Source organism: Paenibacillus sp. CFBP13512 (genome assembly GCF_005233705.1).
Classification (GTDB): domain Bacteria; phylum Bacillota; class Bacilli; order Paenibacillales; family Paenibacillaceae; genus Saccharibacillus; species Saccharibacillus nuruki.
This window is the reverse complement of the sequence record NZ_QGAD01000006.1, coordinates 102,928-121,263: the sequence shown is the minus strand read 5'-3', so window position 1 is coordinate 121,263 and position 18,336 is coordinate 102,928. Positions and strand designations below refer to the sequence as shown.

Sequence of the window (18,336 nt, the reverse complement as noted above, 5' to 3'; positions counted from 1 at the left end):
AGGAATAATAATGTTGCTTAAACGTAATGTAGAATTAGGACTGTTTATTGTTCGTGTATTAACAGGTGTTATCTTTTTATTGCATGGATTTTCTAAATTTCAAGGTGGTATTGGCGGTACAATGGGATTTTTCCAAAGTATAGGGTTACCTGGAGCTTTGGCTCCTGTTGTAGCGATTATTGAGATTCTAGGTGGACTACTGTTAATTCTGGGTCTACTAACACGTATTGCAGGTGTTGCTTTAACCGTAATTATGGTTGGCGTATTGCTTACAGCCAAAGCCGGACAGCCGTTTATGATGGGTACCGAATTTGATTATTTGTTGTTATTCACCTCACTTCAATTAGCATTTACAGGTAGTCTATTATTATCTGTGGATAGTCTTCTTTTCAAAAATAAATACAATAGTCGACTAGCCGAAAACTAAGTAACGCACAATATATTTGTGTGAAACCAAAGATAAATCAAACAAAAACCGACAAATATCATAACGATATTGTCGGTTTTTTGTTTTTTACCTAAAAAACTAACATCGTTTAGGCGATATATACAGTACCAGCAAATTGTAGATGATTAACATCAGGCATCAGAATCATCTGTATTCATTTATAGAAAGAGTGGGGTTCATGAAAAAAAGAAAAAAGTTGGCTAAATTACCTGCTTTTCGATGGTCTATTCGTAATCAATTAATTTTAGCTTTCGCTTTAATTTTATTGGGTCCAAGCTTAGTCATTGGTATCAGTATGTACAACAAAGCCAAAGTCGAAGCACAAGACAATCTAAATGCTAGTGCGACACAAAGTGTAGAAATGGCTAATTTATTTATCAGCAATGCGATTCAGGCGAAGTATAACGATGTGGAGTACTTATCAGGTATTTTTGATAAATCGCTTCTAGCTGAAAGTTCTAGCTCCCTTCTTAATCCCAAGTTAACTCAGTATTTAGGGCTTCATCCAGAAGCAACAGATATCTTTGTGGGTACTGAAGATGGAAGAATTATTCATGGAGCAACCAAAGAAAATAAAGCGGGCGATGATCCTCGAAAAAATGATTGGTATCAGTTGGCAGAAGCTTCTCCAGACAAATCTATTATTACTTCTGTGAAGCTCAATGCAGATAATCTGCCTGTTGTGCTGATTGCTCATCGTTTAAAAGATCAATCAGGTGTAGTCGGTATTACATTAAATTTGCAAAATGTTTCTAAATTAGTGGATATTGATGTAGGTACAGCAGGTTATGTGATTATTTTGGATGCCGAGAAAAAATATATTGTGACACGTAGTGGTGTACCCGGTGATCCCGCAACTGGTGAATATTTAGAAAAAATGTATGCTCAAGATACCGGTACGATTAACTATACATTTGAAAATAAACCGAAAAAAATGGTCTTTCTTACTAACAAAGATACCAACTGGAAAATTGCAGGTACGATGTACACCACTGAAATTGATGCAGCGGTCGAACCGATTCGTAATCAAGCATTCCTGATTATTATTATTGCAATTGTGATTGCAGCGATCATTGTGGCGTTCTGTATCAATATGATTATGAAGCCATTACTTGCATTGCGCAAAACCACCCATCAAATTAGTGAAGGTGATCTGACTATCCAAATAGATGATCGCAAAAACAATGAGATTGGTGATTTGGCGCATGACTTTGCAATTATGGTGAGCAGCCTGCGTGAAATGATCGAAAAAGTCAGAGATACAACAGATAATGTATCCGCAGCTTCGGAAGAACTTGCAGCAGGTGCAGAAGAAACCAGTCGCTCTGTAGAACATGTAACGATGGCGATTCAAGAAGTGTCTACAGGCAGTGAAAGACAAGTAGCGGGCGTACAGATCGGAGCAGATGCTATTCATCGTATGTCAGAACGTGTATCTGAAATTTCTGGTCATGTGGCAGAAGTGAGCCAAAGTATGACCGATGCGGCAACAGCTTCAGCTAAAGGAAATGAATCGGTTATTAATGTAACGCAACAAATTTTTGAAATTCAATTAACCGTCGATCGTTTGGCTGAAATTATCACCAGTCTCAATACTCAATCCAGTGAAATTGGTGGTATTGTCGATCTTATCCGTAATATTGCCAAGCAGACTAATTTGTTAGCGTTGAATGCTTCGATTGAAGCTGCTAGAGCAGGGGAACATGGTAAAGGGTTCGCTGTAGTTGCTGACGAAGTTCGCAAGCTTGCTTCCGAATCAGGAGAATCCGCAGAACGGATCGGTAGTCTGATTACAGGCATGCAAGGTATTGTTGCACAATCGATCGAAGTTATGGATCAAGCGAAAGAAAATGTAACTGGTGGGATTCTAGCAGTTGATACGTCTGGACGCTCATTCTCCAAAATTAATCGCGCGATCAAAGCCATTTCTCGCAAAATGAATGATGTAACCGGAACAACAGATCATTTGAACAGTGATGCGAATGCGGTTGTAGAATCGATTGAAGATATCGCTAGTATTTCAGAAGAAGCAGCAAGCAATACAGAGACGATCTCAGCAGCAGCAGAAGAACAACTGGCTTCGATGCAAGAAGTATCCAGTGCGGCTACCGATTTAACGCGTCTAGCAGAACAGTTACAACAATTGGTTTCTCGTTTTAAAGTATAACTATTGCGATAAACATGTTTCAATACTATAGCCGTTGTCTCATATTAAGTGACAACGGCTATTTCTTGTTTTATATTTTACATTATATTCGTAAGTTTGTTACAATAATTTAGTAATGATATAAACCAATGAACAGCAGATCATCTACTCAGGGAGGAATAGATATGTTTACACGATACCCGGCAGAAGAACGTTTTAGTTTTGATCGAGGTTGGCTACAAGGAAGTCATAGCTTTTCATTTAGTGAATATCAAGATCCGAATAATGTAAGCTTTGGTCCTCTTCGTGTATTTAACGATGATGTGATTGCACCTTCACGTGGATTCGGTGCGCATCCGCATAGTGATATGGAGATTGTATCGATTATTTTGGAAGGACAATTGCGCCATGAAGATAATATAGGGAATGTAGCTGTAAGTTCTTTTGGCGGTGTTCAGCGGATGTCTGCGGGTACTGGTGTTGTTCATACAGAGCATAATGCTTCAGATGAGACGCATTGTAATCTATTGCAGTTATGGTTTGAGCCAGAAGCACGTGGTCTTAAGCCTTCGTATATGAGTTCATCGTATAATCCAGCTTCGTTAAACGGTCAATTGTTACCGATCGTAAGTCGTCAGGGTGGCGAGAATCAAGCGACGATTCATCAAGATATGACCATCTATCTCAGTCGTCTGGAAAAAGGGCAAGAGATTCCATTCGTTCAGCATCCAGATCGCCGTACGTATGTATTTGTGATTCAAGGCAGTCTGACGATGAATCAAGAACATCTGTTATCCAAGCGAGATGCTGTGCGGATCGAACAAGAAACTCATTTACAGATGACAGCAGAAGAACCTGTCTTTTTCTTGCTGATCGACTTGCCTTAGGAGGAATATAGCTGATGAAAGAAACCGTAATGGTCAAGCATGCAGTGACAGGTCGAGAATTGTTAAATAATAATAAGCACACGTTCACTTATGAATTAAGCGATCTGCCAGCAGGTGGTTTCCGTATGACGCTTATGAATGTGCCTGAAGAGATTGTGCAAGATATTCTTACTTTGCAAAATGAGCTAAATCTATTCCGCTTTGAACTACCTGAAGATGCTCCACAGATCAAGCACTGGTACTATGTCAAAGAACAAGGTGTGCAGTATCAAGCAGATCAATACCAATTAATCATCGAAGCCGCATCAGAAATTGTTTATCTACCTTCAGAGTATTTAGAATAATATAAAATATAACCTGATTTTGGAATGATTCTTATAACCTCATTGTGCTATGCTCTGTATAGTTACTTTGAGGTTTTTTTGGTATGTATATTCAGTCTCAATGGGTTTATCCTAATCATTTGTACCCCGGGGAGGAAACAGCATGAACATCACTAAAGGACAAAAAGTTGATATTACTAAAGGACGCCAATTATCTAGTATCGCGATTGGGCTTAATTGGACAACTGCTCAAGCTAATTTGGATATTAATGCTTCTGCTTTTCTACTTAATTCAGCAGGAGTCTGTACGCAAGATGAAGATATGATCTTCTATAATCAACAAAGTAGCCGTCAACATGCGGTCACTCATTCCGATCAAAGTCCGCCAGATCGTGAAATGATTCAAATTACTCCGAGTCTGGTTCCTTCAGACATCTCCAAAATTGCCATCACATTAACCATTCATGAAGAAGGCGATCATCATCATTCCTTTCAACATGTTCAACAAGTGAACTGTCGTATTTACGATCCAGTGACTAACGAAGAATTGATCACGTTTGCTTTTGGCGAAGGATTAAGTAGTGAAACAGCGATTGTGGTAGGCGAAGTATATGTACATAACGGCGAATGGAAATTTAATGCGATCAGTAGTGGATTTAACGGTGGATTATCAGCATTGGTACAGAACTTTGGGCTATCCGTAGACGATGATGTATCTACACCTGATCCTATTCCAGAAGTGACTCCACCAGTTACGGTTGCGCCTGTATCACTCATGAAGATCGAACTGAAAAAGAAAGAAAGCATTAATATCCAAAAGTCGCCGACGATTACAGCTACATTAGAATGGGAAACCAAAAAAGATCTGGATCTATATTGCTTTTATGTCACCCAAGCCAATCAGGTAGGCAAAGTATATTATCGTAATCTAGGCTCGACTCATGAAACGCCGTACATCACCCTTGATGGAGATGCGTTAACACATGGCAAAGAAACAATTCAGATTCATCGACCGGATGCTTTGAAATATGTGTTATTTGCAGCCTATAGCGCTGTAAGCAATGGCACAGGTAGCTTCAAATCAATGAAAGTTCGTGCAGTTGTAGATAACAATCAAGGGCAAGTCATCACCTCTCCACTTCATGAAAAGAATAATTATGCGTATTGGGTAGCGATTGCTCATATTGATTTTACCGCTAATGATGCAACCAGTATTAGTCATGTAGAACAATATTCCGGTCGAGGGGTAGAAGCAAGCCCGTGGCTATATGAAGATGGCACATTCAAAATGGATGCAGGTCCAGAAGAATTTAAAGATAATGAAGATTATAAATAATAGTATCCAGATCATTGATCTATAAAAAATACTATCTTTAGACAGAATCGGAGCTGACTTATGAATATTCTTATCACTGGAGCCGCTGGCAAGATTGGCAGTGAACTGACCGCTTATTTACAAGATAAATTCCAACTGCGTCTGGCGGATCTGCATACCGATCGATTACAGACGTATGAGCATACCAAACATGAGATTATCGCTCTCAACGTTGCCGATCCAGAAGCTTGCCAGCAAGCCTGCAAAGAAATAGATACCGTCATTCACTTAGCAGGTGATCCTTTGCCAGATTCAGGATTCTATGAATCTTTATTAGATAACAATATCAAAGGTACATTTAATATCTTTCGTGCTGCCAAAGATCAAGGGGTACAGCGAGTGATTCTAGCAAGTAGCGCACAGACGATCGAAGGCTATCCGATTGATGCGCAGATTTATCCTGACACACCCACAAGACCACGTAATCTGTATGGCGTGAGCAAATGTTTTGGCGAATCATTAGCATCATATTTTGCGTATACCGAGGGATTGCAGAGTATTGCAATTCGTATCGGAGCTTATGATGATTTTAAGGCAGAAGGGCCGACACTTGAAGCGCGTGATATGAGTGCATATCTCAGCCCGGCAGATATGTGTGATCTATTTTATAAATCGATTATAGCTACGGATCTTGAACCGTTTACGATTCTGCATGGGATTTCAGATAATCGATTTAAGCGTCTCAATTTAGAAGATACGAAAAAGAAAGTAGGCTATACGCCTAAATCGGATGCTTTTGCTCTTAGTCACATTTCGCTATACGACAGTCCAAGATAAATAGCTACTTTTTCTATCCATCATCGCTAATAGACTTCTATCTTCTCATATCTTATATGAATAAAATTTGAAATAAAGCTTATCTATTTGTCGAATTGTTGCAAGAAAAGGGTAATGGAACATAGAGAGCGGAATTTTCGGTCAACACTCTATGTAAAGGAGATTACTTGTCTTATGAAATTACAACCGGATCGCAAAACTTACATCAAACAAGCTATTTTAATTGGGGATTATCATCAAGATGCACCTTATCATCCACTGGAACCGATTGAAAAAGAGATTCGTAAGCTGATGCCTGAAGGCTGGGAATTACATGTAACCGATGACTATGATATGTTTACAGCGGAACGTCTAGAAGCTTATGACCTGTGCATTTCGTATACCGATTCTTTTGACAAAAAGATGAGTGACAAGCATACTGCCGGCATTATTTCATATATTGTCAATGGAGGCGGATTGCTGATTATTCATGCAGGGGTATCCATGCAAGAACAGCGTCACGAAATAAAGTTACTTATGGGAGCTGTTTATCGTGGACATACCGATTACCAGCCACTGGATATGAGCGTATCGTCACCAAGTCACCCGATTATGCAGGGAATTTTTTCTTTTTCGATGGAAGAAGAACCTTATGAATTTTCATTGTTATCTGCGGCAGAGCGTACAATATTAATGGAATATAATTTGGAAGGTACCACATGGCCAGCCGCATGGTGTTCTAATTACGGATTAGGACGGGTTGTGTATCTTATGCCAGGACATCATGCAGCTTCGTTCGACTATCCCGAGTATCGCAAAATCGTAGTGCAAAGTATGTTTTGGGTCGCAGGTCTGGACAATGAAAATTAGTAGAAATGATGTACAGATACGTAGAGGATATAGATCGCTTTGGGAATCATCTTGCATGTACAGAAATTAGGCATATCTGCTTTTAGACGTTATACTTATAATAGATCGACAAGACATGGGCATGTTGCCATGAGTCGGTAATGAACAAGTAACCGGACTATGGCAATGTGCAGGGCTTCTGTTAGGTAAAAGGATACTTAGCATAGATAGATGGAAGTATACAACAGGAGGAATGAAAATGAGCGATTTATTCAAACGAGCAGTATCTTTAGGGCTGGGACTTACCATTGTCAGCAAAGAAAAAGTAGAAAAAACAGTAGAAGATTTGGTGAAACGTGGAGAATTGGCTCCTTCTGAATCTCGTGCATTAGTGAACAAGTTAATGGATCGTGGAGAAGAAGAACAGAACCAAGTGAAAACATGGATTCGTGGACAAGTTCAGAAAGTGCTGACTGAACTGGAAGTACCGTCCAAAGAAACAACAGAACAATTGAATGAGCGGATTACGGTTCTAGAGAAGCGTGTTGCCGAACTGGAATCACCGCAACAACCGGAATAAGATGGCTCTTCATATCCGGCATGCCGGAAGGTACAGAGAAATAGCCATGGCGCTCATGCGTCATGGCTTTGGTTATATGGTCGAGGAATTAGGGCTACACCAGATGCTAGCGATTCCGCTTCGACTGGCACGTCGTGAAGTACACGGTATTCGTACGCTAGGAGAACGTATCCGTCTGGTGCTTGAAGAATTAGGTCCCACCTTTGTAAAGCTAGGGCAATTAGCCAGTACACGTTCTGATCTATTGCCTGAAAATATTGTTAAAGAATTAACCAAGTTACAAGAACAAGTCCCTCCATTTCCTGCAACAGAAGCACGTAAGATTATCGAGCTAGAATTGGGATTGCCGATCGAAGAAGTCTTTGAGTCGTTTGAAGATGTGCCTGTAGCTGCTGCTTCTATTGGACAGGTGCATTTAGGCACTTTACATTCAGGAGAAAAAGTAGCGATCAAAGTACAGCGTCCCGGCGTATCACGAGTCGTTAATCGAGATTTGGAGATTTTGCGTGATCTGACAGGATTGATCAAAAAGCATATGGAATGGGCTTCACAATATCAACTGGAAGAAATCGTTGAAGAATTTGCCAAATCGATGCGTGAAGAACTGGATTACAGTGTTGAAGGACGTAATATGGAGCGTATCGCCAGTCAGTTTGAACGGGATCGCAATATCCATATTCCAGTCACGTACTGGAATTATACGTCTGCTCGTGTATTGACGATGGAATATATCGATGGGATTGCTTTGGGTAAGCGAGAAGAGATTTTAGAGCAAGGATTAGACTTGGGAAATGTGGCGCAACATCTGGTCGATTCGATGTTGCAACAGATTTTTATCGATGGTTTTTTCCATGCCGATCCGCATCCTGGGAATCTACTGGCTTTGCGTGATGGACGGATTGCTTTTCTTGATTTTGGACTGATGGGACGACTTAGCAGTGAAATGAAAGGTCATCTGACCGCATTAATTATTGCTTTGCTACGTAAAAATACAGACAGTATGATTCGTGCGGTGATGCGACTCGGTTTTGTACCGGAAGATGTGAATATGTCTGCACTACGTAGCGATTTTGAACGTATGCGAGAGCAGTATTATGATGTTCCTTTTTCCCGTATTAATCTAGGTAGTGCATTAAATGAAATGTTTGATGTGGTACGCCGTTATCGAATCGGAATTCCACCAGATTTGACGTTGTTGGGTAAATCACTGATTACACTGGAAGGTGTAATTGAGCGGTTAGATCCATCGCTCAGTATTTTGAGTATGGCGGAGCCTTTTGGACGCAAACTTTTACGAGAAAAATATGCACCTAACAAAGTTCGCCAACGTATCACTGACGGGGCATTACATGCAGTAGAAATGTTAACCGATCTGCCAAGACAAGCTTCTGAATTATCTCGCATGATCCGTACAGGTAAGATGAGGATAGAAGTGAGTGTGCCTGAAGTCAAAGATATGATGCAAAAAATGGATCAAATCAGTAATCGACTGGCATTCAGTATTGTTTTGCTGGCTTTTAGTATTATTATGGTCGGTCTTATCGTCGGTTCATCGTTACGAGACCAGACACCGATTTTATGGGGTTTCCCAGTCGTTGAGATTGGTTTTGTGATTGCTACACTGATGGTTATATGGCTATTCTATGCTATTTTCAAATCAGGTCGATTTTAGCAAAAAGAACGACTCTTTTTATTAAAGAGTCGTTCTTTTTGCGTTTTATTCTTTTTTTATTTTTAGCTTATTAATAGAAGATAAAGAGAAATACTAACGATAACGATGGATAGCGGTGATTTTTGCGCTTACATAGACGAAAAAAGATGTAGGTTTTATAGAGAAAATTTTGTATAATAAAAATCTATCTGTACCTACGGCTCCTGTTTTCCCGCGAGAGGAAAGCAATCTATGTATTACATTTAATATCATAATGAATACTGTCTTCGATATTCGTTCGGAAAGTTTGTTAACGTCCGGACAGATTCGTTATGTGCCAAACAAGGAAAGAGGATGATCATGAATCTACAACAACAATGGTTTGGTAATATCCGTGGAGATCTTCTTGCCGGTATTACTGTAGCCTTGGCTCTTATTCCCGAAGCGATCGGATTCTCGATTATAGCTGGTGTTGATCCGATGGTCGGATTGTACGCTTCAATCTGTATTGCCATAGTAATCTCTATTGCAGGTGGACGCAGTGGGATGATCTCAGCGGCTACAGGTGCCATGGCGGTACTGGTCGTTGATCTGGTACATGACCATGGAGTTGAATATTTATTCGCAGCCACGATATTAGCAGGTATTTTTCAAGTCTTACTCGGTTGGTTCAAGATCGGGCGCTTTATTACGTTTATCCCGCAATCGGTGATGACAGGGTTTGTAAATGCACTGGCAATCGTTATTTTTATGGCGCAATTGCCACAGTTTGTCGGATCGAACTGGATCATGTATGCGATGGTGGTAGGAACGCTTGCGATCGTATATATTTTGCCACGATTTACCAAAGCTGTGCCAGCACCACTCGTAGCGATTATTGTGATGTCGTTATTGACGTATTTTCTACATCTAGATGTGCGAACGGTAGGGGATATGGGGCAATTGTCTAACCAACCGCCGGTGTTCCATTTACCAATGATCGATATATCGCTAGATATGTTGTTAACCATTTTACCGTATTCGATTTCACTTGCTTTTGTCGGTCTGCTTGAATCGTTATTGACGGCAACCATATTAGATGAAATGACAGATAGCAAAAGTGATAAAAATCGTGAAGCTCGTGGACAAGGGATTGCCAACATCGTAAATGGATTTTTCGGTGGAATGGCAGGATGTGCAATGATCGGGCAATCGGTAATTAATATTAAATCAGGCGGACGTGGACGTTTGTCTACATTAACTGCCGGTGTGTTTTTATTATTCTTATTATTAGTCCTTGGGAATATTGTACGTGAAGTACCAATGGGTGCTCTTGTAGGTGTGATGGTGATGGTATCCATCGGTACATTTAGCTGGCGTTCTCTGGTAACGATCCATAAGATTCCTTTATCTGAAGCGATTATTATGGTGACAGTGGTAGCGATTGTGGTAGCTACGGACAACCTTTCAATCGGTGTAGGCGTAGGTGTTGTCATGAGTGCCTTACTATTTGGATGGAAAATGTCTCGTATCCATATCACTTCAACGATGCAATCAGGCAATATCACTTCTAATCCTGATCTATTGAACAAAGTGGATCATGCTCATCGTTCTTCTATAGAACCTATCGAAACGGTACAAGAACAACGTGAACAGGTGAAAGTCTATGAAGTGAGTGGCCCGATGTTTTTCGGGACAATGAGTTATTTTGTAGATCAATTTGCACCGTTAGATGATCCAGAGCAGATTGTGATCGACTTTGCTCGTTCGCATATTTGGGATCATTCGGCTGTAATCGGGATTACCAAAGTCAAAGAAAAGTATAAAGCTATGAATAAAGAAGTGCATATTCGGGGCTTAAATGAAGAAAGTCGTCTCTTACTTGAAAAATTAGGAACGACTGCATTGTCTTCAGGACATTGACGTAACTAGAAATAAGCGGTATATTGACGCTAGAGCAGTTTATCCAAAATGGCATACTACGGACTTTTAAATGACGTTATAGATGTAAGCATCGGTATCTACCGGTGCTTCTTTTTACGAGAGCATTTTTTGAAATGCTGCTGAATATAGATCACAAGAATGGGTGAATAGAGTTGAAAAATTTTAATGAGTTCGGCATCTCGCCGAATGTCGTAGAGCTAATGGCTTCCAATGGAATCACACAGCCTACCGAAGTACAGCAGATGTCGATTCCGGGATTGCTTAAAGGCGGAGACGCTATCGTTCAAGCCAAAACAGGTACAGGTAAAACGTTAGCATTTTTGCTACCGATTTTTGAAAAGTTAAACTTGAATGCAGTCGGTGCACCTCAAGCGCTTATCATAGCACCAACCCGTGAGTTGGCTCTACAGATTGCTACAGAAGCGAACAAATTAGCTGCGGCTTATGAAGGTGTACGTATTCTTGCTGCTTATGGTGGACAAGATGTAGAACGTCAGTTGCGTAAGCTTGAAGGTGGATGTCACCTTGTTGTCGGTACGCCAGGTCGTCTGCTTGACCATATGGGTAGAGGCACACTGGATCTAACGAAGATTCGTACATTGGTACTCGATGAAGCGGATCAAATGCTACACATGGGATTTTTACCTGATGTTGAAAAAATGATCAATGCCACTTCTCCAGCACGTCAAACGATGTTATTTTCGGCAACGATTCCTGATGGTATTCGTCGTCTGTCTGCGCAATATATGCGTACACCGAAAGATATTCGTGTCGGTCCTGCTGAAAGTGTTCCGTTGAAATTGATTCGTCAATTAGTAGTAGAATGTACACCTCGTGGTAAACTTTCTGCATTGCGTGAATATTTGGAACAAGAAAAACCTTATCTGGCTGTAATTTTCTGTCGTACCAAAAAACGGGCAGCAGAACTGAATCAACAGCTTAAAGAATTGGGTTATTCTTCAGATGAACTTCATGGCGATTTGTCTCAAAATAAACGTGAGCAAGTAATGCGTGCTTTCCGTGAAGCGAAATTGCAATTATTGGTTGCTACCGATGTAGCCGCTCGTGGTATTGATGTTGAAGGGATTACCCATGTATTCAACTATGATATTCCTCAAGACGCTGAATACTATATTCACCGTATCGGACGTACAGGTCGTGCAGGCGAAACCGGTAAAGCAATCACATTTGTAACTCCTCATGATCGTGACGAATTGCAAGCGATCGAACAAGGAACTTCGCAGAAATTAGAGCGTCAGATTGCTCGTACTTCGATCGAATCCGATGATTCTGGTGAATTGTTGTCGAACGTAGAAGCCAAAGCAGGCAGACGAGCTACTCATAAATCTCGTGATCAAGATCGTAAAAAAGATGGCAAACGTGGAGATGCACGTCGTGGTGCTTACCGTGAAGAATCTTCTGGTGGACGCTCGGGTGGTCGCGGAAAACCTTCTTCGACTTCAGAGCGTGATCGTTTTGCAAGTAGAGGCGGTACAGGTAAGCGTGGAGAACGTAAAGAATCTACACCTTCTGTACGTACAACTGCTCGTCCGGAAGCTAAAGAAGCAAGTGCTCGTAGCGAACGTCCAGAACGCAGTTATGGTCGTAAGGATCAAGCTCGCTCAGGTAGCGGTTCTGCTCCAAGACCAACACGTCGCACAGACGATGCTCCTTCTTTCCGTAGAGATGCTTCCAAAGGTCGTACGATTTCGTCAGGTGATTCAGATCGTACACGTGAATACGGTGGAGCTGGAAGTAACAGCAACGCTGGTGGTCGCCGTAGCGAAGGCACAGGTAGTGCTCGTGGAGAACGTACCTATGGCGGTAAAAACAACAGCAGTTCCGGTGGACGCAACAACCGTCCGTCTTCGGGTAAACCATCTAGTGGTGGTCGTCCTTCTTCTTCCGGTCGTCCGTCAGATAACGCACGTCGTGGTGGAAAACGTTAATAACTATATTTTATCCCCTTTGAATCTAAAGGGGATTTTTTATGAGAAGGCTTAGGACATATGTCCTTTATCTATTATGTAGAGATCGTTTTTAATAGAAAGAACAAGAAATGTCTAAAAGATAAGGAGAACACGCAGCGATGAAAGGGATTTTGTTTGCTTTATTAGGTGGGGCTTGTATCACGTTACAAGGGGTAGCGAATACAAGGATTAGTCAAGATATCGGCACATGGCAAGCAGCCACTATTACTCAATTAACCGGATTTATTATAGCGGCATTAATCTGGGTATTTGTACGAGATGGTAAGCTTGGAGATTTTAAAAAGGTGAAGCCGTTATATCTAGCAGGTGGCGGATTTGCAGCGATTATTATTTTTACCGAAGTAACAGCCATTCAACAGATCGGGGTCACGCTTACGATCTCAGCATTATTGATTGCTCAATTATGTTTAACTTTTATTATTGATATCAATGGTTGGTTTGGCGTAGTGAAGCAGAAGATGAAAATGCCACAATTTATAGGGCTTGCGATGATGATTGCAGGTGTGATTATTTTGAAATTCTAATCCAAAAGGTGAATCCATGACGATACATGATATTCAGGATCAAGCGCAGGTTGAGTATTATTGGAAATTGCATGATTTGGGTGCCCATTTTCCTCAAATCTTATTCCCATATCTAACCGTTTTCCATTTGGAACAAGGCGATATTTTGTGTACGCAAGGTGATGATATTGAACATCTGGATATATTGGTTCACGGAAAGATCAAAATTTATACCACGTCTCAAGAAGGTAAAACATTGATTCTTTGCTTCAAAACACCGCTTGAATTTATAGGTGACGTGGAATATATCAATGGCAATGATAAAGTGATTAATACTGTTGAAGCTGTATCATCGGTACATTTTCTACGTATTCATCGCAAATGGTTAGTTCAGTATGGCAGTGATCATGTCCCTTTACTACAATTTTTGCTACAGATGATGACTCGTAAATTTTATAGCAGTTCTAATTATTCATGCTTCAATCTCATGTATCCGGTAGAGATTCGCTTAGCCAGTTACATGTTATCTGTAGCGTGTGATGAAGATCCAGCAGATTGTTATGAAGAATTGCGTATATCCAGTTTAGTTGATGTAGCCAACCTGATCGGCACCAGTTATCGGCATTTGAACCGTGTTATTCAGAAATTAGGTAGTGATGGTCTGGTGAAGCGAACATCAGAGTATTTGGTCATTCAGAATCGGGCAGGCTTAGAAGCATTAGCAGGACATAATATTTATGAATAATAGAGAGACGTTAGGAGAGGACATATGATTTTATTCGGTATACTTTTGGCGGCTATAGCAGGCGCTTTGGTTAGTATGCAGACGGTGTTTAACAACAAAGTCAATGAGCAGACCGGTTCTTGGACAACGACCATGTTGGTATTGTTTATGGGATTTGTTGCATCGCTGCTAGCCAGTCTTATTTTTGAAGGGAAAAATACATTTACACTTCAGCATGTGCAGTTGTGGTATTGGTTCAGTGGAATGATCGGAGTAGGTGTTGTCTTCTGTCTGGTACAAGGAATGAGACGATTAGGTCCAACATATGCAATCTCAATCGTACTGACAGCACAACTCGGTACAGCCTTATTGTGGGATTCACTAGGCTGGTTAGGCTTAGAAAAGATTCCGTTTACGCCAGCTAAATTGATTGGTGTGCTTGTCATTATTGGCGGTATACTGGTATTCAAATTCGGTGGACGTAAAGAAATAAAGTCAGAATCACCAGTGGCTGAATAGTTCATACATAAAAAAGCTTTTTGACTAGAGCATATGACTCTAATCAAAAAGCTTTTTTTATATTATTTAGCTATGAGAGAATGTATTACTTTCTCCACTACACGACACGATTGAATTGACTTTGATACAGATCATGATAGAATCCGCCTGCTTGAAGTAACTCATCATGGGTGCCACGCTCAACGACTTCGCCGCTCTGGATCACTAGAATCTGATCGGCTTCACGTATGGTGCTCAGTCGATGAGCGATAACAAAGCTGGTACGTCCGTGCATTAACTGTTTCATCGCGGTCTGAATATGCATTTCTGTACGTGTATCGACACTACTTGTAGCTTCATCCAGAATAAGAACAGACGGATTAGCAAGAATTGCACGAGCTATTGTTAGCAATTGACGTTGTCCTTGACTTAGATTGCTTCCATCGGCAGAAAGTGGCGAATCATAACCTTCAGGTAATTTGTGAATAAATGAATGAGCATTGGCTAGCTTCGCTGCTTCTTCGATCTCCTGATCGGTGGCTTCCAATCGACCGTACCGAATATTGTCACGTACTGTACCGGAAAATAAATAAGCATCCTGTAAAACAATTCCGATCCGACTACGCAAATTTTCTTTATCCAGTAAACGAATATCTTCGCCATCGATCGTAATCGTCCCGCTATCAATTTCATAGAAACGGGTGAGCAGATTGATAATCGTTGTTTTGCCTGCTCCTGTAGGTCCCACCAAAGCGATTGTCTGCCCGGGCTTGGCTGTTAAGGAGACATCACGCAAAATCGGCGAACCTGCTTTGTAGCTAAATTGAACATGATCAAAAATCACTTCTCCATGAACATTAGCAGGTAGTTGATGTACGGCTGTTTTCTCATCTTCTGTACTTTCAGGTCGCTCATCTAACACTTCAAAAACACGCTCTGCTCCAGCAATAGCGGATTGCAGTAGGTTGAATTGATTAGCCAGTTCATTGATCGGACGACTGAATTGCTTGGAATAACTAAGAAAACTAACAATCACACCCACACTGGTCATGCCTTGCAAAAATAACCATCCACCAGACAAAGCGATCAACGCATAACTGATATTGTTGACCAAGTTCATCACTGGGCCCATATTACCAGACCAGCTCTGTGCACGAATACTGGCATGAAGCAGTCGATGATTAATCTCTTTAAATTCAGTCAGACTGCGAGCTTCTTGGACATAGGCTTTGACCACTTTTTGACCGGATATTGTTTCTTCAATATATCCATTGAGTCCGCCTAATTCTGTTTGCTGAGCTCCAAAATAACGTCGTGTCCGCTTAGTAATTATACGGGTCAGCCAGAACATAATCGGTACTGTGATTAAAGTGACCAGTGTTAACCAAATATTAAGCCATACCATAATAATCAGCGTACCGACAAGTGTAAGAGCACTGGTCATAATCTGTACAACACTTTGATTCAGCGTCGTCGTTACATTTTCAATATCGTTGGTTGAACGACTCATCAGATCCCCACTGCTATGTGTATCGAAAAAGCGTAGCGGCAAGTCATGCAGATGTTTGAATAAATCGCGTCTGATCTGAAATACAGTCTGCTGAGAAACAGCGGTCATTACATAAGCTTGTATCCAGCTTGTTAGACTGGCGACGACATAGAGAATGAATAACCATACACAGAGCATAGCCAATCCTGCATAATTACCCGGTAAAATGTATCGGTCAAAAGCTATCGTTCCCAGCAGATAAGGAGTGATCAGATTGAATGCTGTTCCAAGTAAAGTGAGTATAAAAACAAGGATTAGACCTTTGCGCTGTTGACGTAAATAATCCCAAAGACGGCGTACAGTACTTTTAGCATTTTTAGCTTTGACAGGAGCGCTATTCGATCGTCCGGCTCGACCCGGCATCATTGGATTACCCATGAGATTCGACCTCCTGTCCTAATTGCGAACGATAGATTTCCTGATAAGCCTGACTATTTTTGATCAAATAAGCATGATCTCCACGGTCAATAATTTGGCCATCTTCCATAATTAAGATCAGATCAGCATCTAAAACGGAAGTGATACGCTGAGCGATAATAAATCGCGTACTTGCTGATAACCGTTCTTCAAGTGCTTTTTGAATCAATGCTTCTGTTCGCAGATCAACTGCACTGGTGCTATCATCCATAATCAGTAGAGGCGGCTGAATCAACAGTGCGCGTGCAATAGATAAGCGTTGTTTTTGACCACCTGATAGATTGACCCCTCGTTGCCCCAATAAAGTGTCATATCCTTCAGGTAGTTTTTCTATAAATTCATGAGCTTGCGCTGCTCTAGCAGCAGACTCTACTTCTTCTTGCGAAGCATTCGGTCGACCATAACGGATATTATCACGGATACTACCGCTAAATAGTAATGCTTGTTGCAACACGATTCCAATGGAACTCCGTAGTTGATCCAGGTCCCATTGCCTTACATTAACATCATCTACCAATACCGCTCCATTCGTCACATCATACATACGTGGAATCAAATGAACCAGACTGGACTTGCCTGCACCCGTAGCTCCTAGAATCGCAATCGTCTGTCCTGCTGTTGCCACAAAGCTAATCTGATCTAATACCGCAGGCGAATCACCATCATAAGCAAAAGAAACATCACGAAATTCTAATCGTCCTACTTGCTGAGGATCAGGAGTGACGGTCTGAGCAGGAGCCGTAATATCGGGTTCTGTATGTAACACTTCATTAATTCGTTCTGCTGAAGCGGTTGCACGAGAAACAGACATCAGTGTCATACTTACCATCATAAGAGACATCAACACTTGTGTAGCATAGTTGATAAAAGCGATCAGATCCCCTACAGGCAAAGCACCAGTTTTGGTTAGTCCGCCACCGAACCACAGCACAGCAACAATACAGATATCCATAATTAACATCATAATGGGGCCAATCAGAGCAACCATCCGATTCGCTTTAATCGCTATATTCGTATAATCTTGATTGACTGCATCGTACCGTTTATTTTCATGGATAGCTCGTACAAAAGCTTTGATCACTCGAATACCGGCTAAATTTTCTTGTGTAACGGTATTAACACGATCTAATTCGGCTTGAACACGTCCAAAAATAGGAAATGCTTTACGCATAATAAAGATTAAGGTGACTAACAAAATAGGCATAGCAATCAACAAAATAATTGCTAATTTAAAACTAATTGTAAATGCCATAATCAAACTGCCGATAGATAATAGAGGAGAACGTACCAACATACGCAAAGCCATCAATACTAGATTTTGCAATTGAACCACATCATTCGTTAATCTAGTGATCAATGAACCTGAGGAAAAACGATCCAGATTATGAAAAGAAAAGCGCTGAATGTGCTGAAACAAATCAGCACGAATATCTGCACCAAAATGTTGTGAAGCAATACTGGCATAAATCGTACAGCCAATTCCGCCCAGCATACCGATCAGAGCCAGACCGATCATCAGCAAGCCTGTACGCTGAATATGCCCTAGATCGCCTGTCATAATCCCTTGATCGACAATACTTGCTACTAACTTGGGTTGCATCAAGTCCATCAATACTTCGACCAACATTAACAAGGGAGCAAGTAATGCAGCAGTACGATAAGGCTTCAAATATTTTAACAAAGGAATCATCTATACACCTTCTATCCTGAAATATG

The 18,336-nt window shown here is 41.0% G+C and carries 16 protein-coding genes; 14 read left to right on the top strand and 2 right to left on the bottom strand.

Translation table 11 applies throughout. The features are described 5' to 3' along the window. The first annotated feature begins 10 nt into the window (after positions 1–10). The 14 genes from PaeCFBP13512_RS10940 (at position 11) to PaeCFBP13512_RS10875 (ending at position 14,675) form a co-directional block, all read left to right on the top strand. Positions 11–427, top strand: a complete 417-nt coding sequence (locus PaeCFBP13512_RS10940) for a DoxX family protein (protein ID WP_193555951.1) — start codon at positions 11–13, stop codon at positions 425–427. A 199-nt stretch (positions 428–626) separates the two neighbouring features. Continuing rightward, complete coding sequence (locus tag PaeCFBP13512_RS10935; protein ID WP_161594254.1) at positions 627–2,615, top strand: methyl-accepting chemotaxis protein; 1,989 nt, start codon at positions 627–629, stop codon at positions 2,613–2,615. A 164-nt stretch (positions 2,616–2,779) separates the two neighbouring features. Further along, a complete protein-coding gene (locus tag PaeCFBP13512_RS10930) occupies positions 2,780–3,481 on the top strand; it encodes a pirin family protein (protein WP_069327739.1) in 702 nt (233 codons plus the stop codon). Positions 3,482–3,495: 14 nt separating this feature from the next. Then, the gene (locus tag PaeCFBP13512_RS10925; RefSeq protein ID WP_137223036.1) at positions 3,496–3,825 is read left to right on the top strand and encodes a hypothetical protein; all 330 of its coding nucleotides are present in this window, start codon (positions 3,496–3,498) and stop codon (positions 3,823–3,825) included. Between the two features lie 142 nt (positions 3,826–3,967). Beyond that, on the top strand, positions 3,968–5,140 hold the full coding sequence (locus PaeCFBP13512_RS10920; protein ID WP_137223034.1) for a TerD family protein: 1,173 nt from the start codon (positions 3,968–3,970) through the stop codon (positions 5,138–5,140). Positions 5,141–5,200: 60 nt separating this feature from the next. Next, positions 5,201–5,956 (top strand): NAD-dependent epimerase/dehydratase family protein, encoded by a 756-nt coding sequence (locus PaeCFBP13512_RS10915; RefSeq protein WP_137223032.1) that lies wholly within the window; start codon positions 5,201–5,203, stop codon positions 5,954–5,956. A gap of 174 nt (positions 5,957–6,130) precedes the next feature. Next, positions 6,131–6,805, top strand: a complete 675-nt coding sequence (locus PaeCFBP13512_RS10910; RefSeq protein WP_161594253.1) for a ThuA domain-containing protein — start codon at positions 6,131–6,133, stop codon at positions 6,803–6,805. 238 nt (positions 6,806–7,043) lie between these two features. Next, positions 7,044–7,364, top strand: coding sequence for a phasin family protein (locus PaeCFBP13512_RS10905; protein WP_069327744.1), 321 nt, complete (start codon positions 7,044–7,046; stop codon positions 7,362–7,364). Position 7,365: 1 nt separating this feature from the next. Beyond that, positions 7,366–9,036, top strand: a complete 1,671-nt coding sequence (locus tag PaeCFBP13512_RS10900; protein ID WP_069327745.1) for an ABC1 kinase family protein — start codon at positions 7,366–7,368, stop codon at positions 9,034–9,036. Between the two features lie 339 nt (positions 9,037–9,375). Beyond that, positions 9,376–10,917, top strand: coding sequence for a SulP family inorganic anion transporter (locus PaeCFBP13512_RS10895; protein ID WP_137223028.1), 1,542 nt, complete (start codon positions 9,376–9,378; stop codon positions 10,915–10,917). A 173-nt stretch (positions 10,918–11,090) separates the two neighbouring features. Beyond that, positions 11,091–12,887 carry a DEAD/DEAH box helicase gene (locus PaeCFBP13512_RS10890; RefSeq protein WP_069327747.1) on the top strand — a complete coding sequence of 599 codons (1,797 nt, stop codon included), beginning with the start codon at positions 11,091–11,093 and terminating at the stop codon, positions 12,885–12,887. A 140-nt stretch (positions 12,888–13,027) separates the two neighbouring features. Beyond that, entirely contained in the window at positions 13,028–13,453 is a 426-nt protein-coding gene (locus tag PaeCFBP13512_RS10885; RefSeq protein ID WP_069327748.1) for a DMT family transporter, read from the top strand. A 22-nt stretch (positions 13,454–13,475) separates the two neighbouring features. Continuing rightward, the gene (locus PaeCFBP13512_RS10880) at positions 13,476–14,177 is read left to right on the top strand and encodes a Crp/Fnr family transcriptional regulator (protein ID WP_137223251.1); all 702 of its coding nucleotides are present in this window, start codon (positions 13,476–13,478) and stop codon (positions 14,175–14,177) included. A gap of 27 nt (positions 14,178–14,204) precedes the next feature. Further along, positions 14,205–14,675 carry a DMT family transporter gene (locus PaeCFBP13512_RS10875; protein WP_137223249.1) on the top strand — a complete coding sequence of 157 codons (471 nt, stop codon included), beginning with the start codon at positions 14,205–14,207 and terminating at the stop codon, positions 14,673–14,675. A gap of 97 nt (positions 14,676–14,772) precedes the next feature. Here the strand turns inward: PaeCFBP13512_RS10875 and PaeCFBP13512_RS10870 are convergent, their stop codons facing one another. Both PaeCFBP13512_RS10870 and PaeCFBP13512_RS10865 read right to left on the bottom strand, forming a co-directional pair. After that, entirely contained in the window at positions 14,773–16,581 is a 1,809-nt protein-coding gene (locus PaeCFBP13512_RS10870) for an ABC transporter ATP-binding protein (RefSeq protein WP_137223026.1), read from the bottom strand. Further along, positions 16,574–18,310, bottom strand: a complete 1,737-nt coding sequence (locus PaeCFBP13512_RS10865; protein WP_137223024.1) for an ABC transporter ATP-binding protein — start codon at positions 18,308–18,310, stop codon at positions 16,574–16,576. The genes PaeCFBP13512_RS10870 and PaeCFBP13512_RS10865 overlap by 8 nt, the downstream gene beginning before the upstream one ends. Positions 18,311–18,336: the final 26 nt, after the last annotated feature.